The 6465-nt window shown below is 38.9% G+C and carries 7 protein-coding genes; all 7 read left to right on the top strand.

Features of this window, described 5'->3' with window-relative positions; all coding sequences use genetic code 11:
• Positions 1-192: 192 nt before the first annotated feature.
• The 7 genes from cobW to E1171_RS10055 all read left to right on the top strand — a co-directional run bounded on the left by cobW (position 193) and on the right by E1171_RS10055 (position 6462).
• Positions 193-1251, top strand: a complete 1059-nt coding sequence (gene cobW / locus E1171_RS10085; protein WP_155205880.1) for a cobalamin biosynthesis protein CobW — start codon at positions 193-195, stop codon at positions 1249-1251.
• Positions 1252-1361: 110 nt separating this feature from the next.
• Positions 1362-1943 (top strand): cob(I)yrinic acid a,c-diamide adenosyltransferase, encoded by a 582-nt coding sequence (locus tag E1171_RS10080; protein WP_155205879.1) that lies wholly within the window; start codon positions 1362-1364, stop codon positions 1941-1943.
• On the top strand, positions 1943-2875 hold the full coding sequence (locus E1171_RS10075; RefSeq protein WP_155205878.1) for a magnesium chelatase ATPase subunit I: 933 nt from the start codon (positions 1943-1945) through the stop codon (positions 2873-2875). The genes E1171_RS10080 and E1171_RS10075 overlap by 1 nt, the downstream gene beginning before the upstream one ends.
• A 107-nt stretch (positions 2876-2982) precedes the next feature.
• A complete protein-coding gene (locus E1171_RS10070; RefSeq protein ID WP_155205877.1) occupies positions 2983-3630 on the top strand; it encodes a vWA domain-containing protein in 648 nt (215 codons plus the stop codon).
• Between the two features lie 55 nt (positions 3631-3685).
• Entirely contained in the window at positions 3686-4138 is a 453-nt protein-coding gene (locus E1171_RS10065) for a nucleoside deaminase (RefSeq protein ID WP_155205876.1), read from the top strand.
• A 273-nt stretch (positions 4139-4411) separates the two neighbouring features.
• On the top strand, positions 4412-5719 hold the full coding sequence (locus E1171_RS10060) for a cobyrinic acid a,c-diamide synthase CobB (RefSeq protein WP_155205875.1): 1308 nt from the start codon (positions 4412-4414) through the stop codon (positions 5717-5719).
• Positions 5720-6024: 305 nt separating this feature from the next.
• Entirely contained in the window at positions 6025-6462 is a 438-nt protein-coding gene (locus tag E1171_RS10055; RefSeq protein ID WP_155205874.1) for a hypothetical protein, read from the top strand.
• Positions 6463-6465: the final 3 nt, after the last annotated feature.

Below are 6465 nucleotides of genomic sequence, written 5' to 3'. Positions count from 1 at the left end.
TTTAAATTTAGTGTGTTTTTCTTTTCCTAAAGATTTTATCAGATAATTCGTCTATTTGATTTCAAGAATTAAATTGGTTCTCATGAGCTCAATTTTTGATGTCTGCCAAAGTAATGATGGAACCTTTGGTGAAAAAATAGTGCTTTTTGCAACTTCATAATAATTATTAACTAGATTTTAATTTATTCAACTATGCATACCAAAAAAATTCCTGTTACTGTAGTTACCGGTTTCCTGGGGTCCGGAAAAACAACTTTGATTCATCATTTGGCAAAGCAGGCCAATGGAAAACGTTTAGCCTTTATCATCAATGAGTTCGGAGAGTTTGGTTTAGATGGTGATCTGTTACGATCCGGTGGTTGCGGTTGTGAAGATGAAGATATACTAGAATTGAGCAACGGTTGTCTTTGCTGCACAGTTCAGGAAGAGTTTCTACCTACCATGATTAAGCTCATGGAAAGAAAAGAAGATATTGATCATATTATTATCGAAACTTCCGGGCTAGCATTACCCCAACCCTTAGTACGTGCCGTTAATTGGCCAGAATTGAAGCCTCATATTACCATAGATGCTGTTGTTACTGTTGTAGATGCGGTGGGGCAGGCAACAGGTGAAATTTGTGACCGTGCAAGGGTACAGGCCCAAAGAGCTGCTGATGATACCATCGATCATGAAACCAGTATTGAAGAGCTGTTTGAGGATCAGCTTAACTGTGCTGATTTGGTTATTATGACCAAAAGGGATTTGGTAGATGAAAGTCGCTTTACTGAGGTAAAAGAGATTATCAGAGGTAGGTTACCTAAGCATGTGAAAATGGTTGATGCGGATAAAGGTCATGTTTCTATAGAGGTTATGTTGGGGGTTCAGGCTGCATCCGAATTAGATATTGAAAACCGTAAAAGTCACCATGAGGCCCACCACCATCATGATCACGATCACCCTCATGACCATGAACACGATGATGCTCTTAATTCGGTGTTGCTTAGACAGGAAAATACTCCTGATCCAAAGGTGTTTATTGAGGAAATTAAAGACCTAATGGAAGAGCATAATATTTTTCGGGTAAAAGGGGTTTTGAACATCCCAGGGAAGCCCATGCGAATGGTATTGCAAGGAGTTGGCAAACGCTTTGAGCATTATTTCGACCGCAAATGGAAAGAAAGCGAAACTAGACAATCTCAGATAGTCTTCATTGGGGAGGAATTGGACGAAAAAATGCTTGATAAATGGGGCGCTGATGCAACCGTCTAACCTATTATTATGGCTGGGGGTACAAGTTATTCTTCTCGATAGTTTTTTAGGTTTAAATTCTCAAATAGGTTGTTTTAGAAAGCAGCTTTCCAATTATTATCACTAAAAATATGAAAATTTACACAAGAAAAGGGGATAAAGGCACAACAGGCGTATTCGGGGGAAAAAGGGAACGAAAAGACTCTGCCCGTATCGAATGTAATGGGGTGCTAGATGAGGCTAATAGTACCATCGGGTTGCTTAGGGCAAAATTAGACGCGGAACACAGCTGGCAACCCAATTTACATCGTATTCAAAAAGACCTTATGGATATGATGTCTCATTTGGCAAGGCCATCAGATTCCAAAAAGGAAAATAAAAACCCCAAGCCTATTGATGGGGCAGAGTTTTGTGAGCAATGGATAGACGAACTGGAAAGTAAAATGAGTTCACCTTCTGATTACTTTTTGCTGCCGGGAGGGAATGAAATATCTGCCTTGTGCCATGTAGCTAGAACACAAATTAGAAGGGGGGAGCGTCGTTTGGTTACCTTGATGTATGAAGACCCAGATTGTGTAGAGGAATATATTGCAGCATACCTTAATCGTCTTTCTGATCTCTTTTTTATTTTGGCTCGGGCTGAAATGGATCAGGAAGGAGTGGCTGAGGAAAAATGGCAGCTTTTTTTGTATAAGAGAAAGAAAAAGAATTAATGAAAAGCATTCAATTTCCCTTTTCAGCTATTGTAGGGCAGGAGGAACTTAAACTCGCTTTACTGCTTAATGTAATAGATCCACTAATAAGTGGAGTGTTAATCTACGGAGATAAAGGGACAGGAAAATCAACTACGGTACGTTCCTTAGCCTCCTTAGTAAATGGGGAAGGAGATAAACAACCTTCTTTTCCCTTTGTAAACCTCCCAAATGGGGCTACTCCTGACAGGGTTTTAGGAAGTGTTGATCTGGAGCTATTGCTCAATGAAAGGAAAGCGGTAGTTTCTAAAGGATTAATGGCCCAGGCGCATGGGGGAATGCTTTATATTGATGAGGTAAATCTTTTATCTGATTATTTGATGGATAGCCTTTTAGATGCAGCCTCTGCAAAAGGCTATTACCTTGAAAGAGATAATATTTCTCAATGGCTGGACAGTCAATTTATACTGGTAGGAACAATGAATCCTGAGGAAGGAGAATTGCGTCCCCAGCTTACCGATCGTTTCGGTTTATTTGTGGAGGTGGGAACTTTAAGGGAAGTAGAAACGAGGATGCAGGCTTTGGAACATCGTTTCCTTTTTGACCAGGACCCTATGAAGTTTTATGCTCAATTTCAGGAGAATGAAAAATCAGTAAAAAGGCAAATTGATTTTGCACGCCAGGCTCTTCCTGAAGTGTTCTTTCCTTCGGAATTAAAAAAAGAAGTGGTTAAGCGTTGCCTTGATTTAAATATGGAGGGGCTAAGAGGTGATTTGGTTTGGTATCGTGCTGCCACAGCCCACGCGGCCTGGAAAGGAAGAAAACATGTAGAATTATTGGATATCAATACTGTTGAGGCCATGGTGATTAGAAAAAGAAGTAGCACTCCACCATCTAGCAGACAACAACAGGAAGAAGTTCCTGCTCCTAAGGAGGATCACACGGTAGTTTAAAGAAAGATGAATTTTTTACCAGGTCAGAATCAAAGAAGATTCCACCTGTATTAAAGGCCGCAGGTCTGAAAATTAAACCTGTAAGGCAAAAAGTAGAAGGGACTCTTTTGAAAAATAGTTTTCCTTTACCATCGGGAAATTTTGAATCAAAGAAAGAGATAGACTTGATTGCTACCATTCGTCAGCACCTTTTATTGGAGGAAAAAAAGTTGATGTATAAGACAAAGGCTTCTCAATCTTATCCATTGATAATGTTTATGGTAGATGCTTCTGCTTCAATGGCTAAAATGGAAACGATTAGTTACATCAAGGGCTGTTTGCAAGCATCAGTAAAGAAATTAAATGGGAAAGTAAAGTTTGGAGTGGTTTGGCTGGCAGAGAACAAGGTTGAAATAATTCCTGAAACCAGAAATACAAAACAGTTAATTGATCAAATGAAAGAATTTCCAGTAGGGGGAAAAACGGATCTTTTGCAGTTGTTCCAAAGAGGCGAAGCCCTTTTGCGAAATCAAACTTTAAATGATGCAAATGCTATTTCTTTATTTCTTTTTACTGACGGAAGGATTAATGCAGGTTTGACTCAAAACCCAAGGGAAGCGGCTATCTCATTTTTTAACAAAAATTTTAGAAAGTATAGGCAGAAAAAACTATTGGATTTTTCAAGGGGAAATCAATATTGGTCAAGGGACTTTGCAGAAAAAACAGGAATGAAGTTTGAAGAGGCTCAAAGGCCTGTTTCTGGATCTATTTCCTAAATGAAAGGTGTTAGTTTATTGAGAAAGTAGATTGATAAAATGTAAATGGGGAAAGATGAATTTGCCAGATGAAAAATGGATGAAAAGGGCCATTGAATTAGCTGAAGATGCTGTAAATAGAGGAAATCTTCCCTATGGGGCTTTGTTGGTGGTAGACGGGAAGGTTGTGTTAGAGGCTCAAAATTCCATTAATACGGATCATGATGTCACTTTACATGCAGAATTAAAGTTAATCTCTATAGCCACTAGGCAACTGGATAAAAAAACTTTATCCAAGGCTGTTTTATATACTTCTACGGAGCCCTGCGCCATGTGTGCCGGTGCAATTTATTGGGCGGGCATAAAGGAAGTTGTCTATGGTTGTTCAGTAGATTGGATTCGCATTGAGGGAATGGGATTAAGGTGTCCTAATAAGAAGGTATATGAGGGGGCTGTAAACCCACCAATTGTTCGAGGGAACATTTTGAACAAAGAAGCCGTGGAACAACATCGCAAATTTTGGAATTAGACTGCCAAGTAGCATTGCTATACAAGTAAAACTAGATAAAGCTGAGGGGAAATTTTGAACTCCCTTGCCATTATTTTTTACCGATGAGTTCCATGATGAACTGACTTTACCAACCAAGGCAAAGAAAAGGTAGCAGGTGAGCCAAGACAGCTTCTGAAGTAAAATTAATCGAGAAGAGCTTTTAAAGTGCTTGCTCCAAACTAAGATTTGGATAATTGGAGCATGGGAGTTCTTTGAGCATAGTTTAACAATTTTTCGGAGAAAAGATACAGTATGTATAAACCACAATTAATAGTAGCAGCTCCTTCCAGTGGAAGTGGTAAAACCATGGTTACTTGTGGTTTATTGAGGGCGTTGAGTAAAAAAGGTTTCAGGGTTCAACCTTATAAATGTGGACCTGATTATATAGACCCTATTTATCATAAAAAGGTATCTGGGAAACAAAGTGTAAATCTGGATCTTTTTATGATGGCCGAAAGCCATTTAAAAGAGGTTTATGCAAATTATTTAGTTGAAGCCGATATTGCGGTGGTGGAAGGGGTGATGGGGCTTTTTGATGGGGCGGTAAAAGATCAGGGATCTACTGCTGAATTGGCAAAGGTATTAAACCTTCCCATTATTTTGGTTGTAAATGCCAAAGCGACGGCCTATTCGGTGGCTCCTTTATTAAAAGGTTTCAAGGAATTCAACCCTGACTTAGAGTTTGCAGGAGTAATTTTTAATCAAGTTGGTTCAGAAAATCACTACCGAATTTTGAAGGAAGCCGCAGAAGATATTGGTATCAACTGTTTGGGATATTTACCATTTAGTGAAGCCCTTAAAGCTCCTTCACGGCATTTGGGGCTACATTTGGATGAGAAACTAGTTCGTTTTAATCAATTGGCTGAGAAAGCTGCTGAATTGATCGATAAACATGTTGATTTATCTCAATTGATGAAAGTAAGCCAATCTACGTTTGGATTGGGAAGCCCGAAGGTTCTCAAAAGGGGTGCCCTTAAGATTGCTGTGGCAAAGGATGAAGCTTTTTGTTTCACTTATGCAGAAAACCTTAGGTGCCTGGAAGAAATCGGACAACTAAGTTTTTTTAGCCCCTTGAAAGATAAATATCTTCCTAACGCCGACTTGGTCTATCTGCCGGGTGGTTATCCCGAACAATTTGCGGACCAGCTTGCAGGGAATCATGAAATGAGAAAGGCCATACTTGATCATCATGAGAAGGGAAAGGCTATCCTTGCTGAATGTGGTGGGTTGATGTATATCGGAAAGGAACTTGAATTAAATGAGGAAGAAGTTTTTCCAATGTGCGATTTACTTCCTTTACGTACATCTATGAAAGACAAAAGATTACATTTGGGTTACAGGTCTGTGTCTCTTAAAAATCAGGTTTTTAAAGGCCATGAATTTCATTTTTCGGATTTTGAAGAGTTAAAGGCTATACAGAAATCGGGAGAAGTTAAGGACGCCAAAGGGCAAGTGGTGGACATGCCTGTTTTTTATCAGGATAATATCCTTGCTTCTTACATGCATTGGTATTGGGGAGAGAATCCTTCCTTTTTTGATTTATTAAATTTGAATACCTAAAAATTTTGCCATGTCTAGTAGTCGGGAACAATTAATAAGGAGGGGATTCCTAGATAGTGGAATGGAAGTTAACTTTCAATCTTATTCATTTGAGGAAAAAGTGAAGTTACTTCAAAGTACCCCCCCCCCACGAAAGGATTCTTGGTGCAAGGTTATTAGGTACTTCTAAGAATGAAAACGCAGTTTATTTCTTAATTGAAGCTCTTAAGAAAGAGAAGAAGCTGTATGCTAAAATAGAAACTTGCAAGGCTTTAGCCTCTTTTGGAGCTGCATCCATACAACCATTAATTGACCTTCTGGGAAAAGTGGGAGGTAATCAACACAAAAGTGTTCCTATAAAGGATTTTAAGAAGACAAGCTATCCATTACCACGAGATATTGCTAGTCGAAAACTTGCAAACATAGGGCCCAAGGCCCTTCCTAAATTGATCAGTGTGTTGGAAGGGAATAATAATAGGCAATTAAGTGAAGTCATTGACGCCGTTGGATTCATTTGTTTTTATAACTATCAAAAGGAGGTTTTTCAGATTTTGATAGAATGCCATAATAGAAGTGGGAAAAATGAATTGATCAAATGGAAGCTTTTTCGTGCCATGAGTGCCTTTCCTGAAAGCAGACAGTTTCTGTTAAAAGAAAAAGCGAAAATTGAAAATGAGGGCTTAAGGAGGGAAATCGACAGAAGCCTCTTCTTAATTGAAAAAAGGGTGAAGAAAGAAAATCTCCCTGAACATCATTTAGCTTAAAAA

The sequence above is a fragment of the Xanthovirga aplysinae genome, assembly GCF_009711365.1.
GTDB classification, from domain to species: Bacteria; Bacteroidota; Bacteroidia; order Cytophagales; family Cyclobacteriaceae; genus Xanthovirga; species Xanthovirga aplysinae.
This window is presented reverse-complemented; position numbering and strand designations above follow the sequence as displayed.

Coding starts and splice junctions, on each gene's coding strand:
- cobW (WP_155205880.1), top strand. CDS start 193: ATGCATACCAAAAAAATTCCTGTTACTGTAGTTACCGGTTTCCTGGGG.
- E1171_RS10080 (WP_155205879.1), top strand. CDS start 1,362: ATGAAAATTTACACAAGAAAAGGGGATAAAGGCACAACAGGCGTATTC.
- E1171_RS10075 (WP_155205878.1), top strand. CDS start 1,943: ATGAAAAGCATTCAATTTCCCTTTTCAGCTATTGTAGGGCAGGAGGAA.
- E1171_RS10065 (WP_155205876.1), top strand. CDS start 3,686: ATGAATTTGCCAGATGAAAAATGGATGAAAAGGGCCATTGAATTAGCT.
- E1171_RS10060 (WP_155205875.1), top strand. CDS start 4,412: ATGTATAAACCACAATTAATAGTAGCAGCTCCTTCCAGTGGAAGTGGT.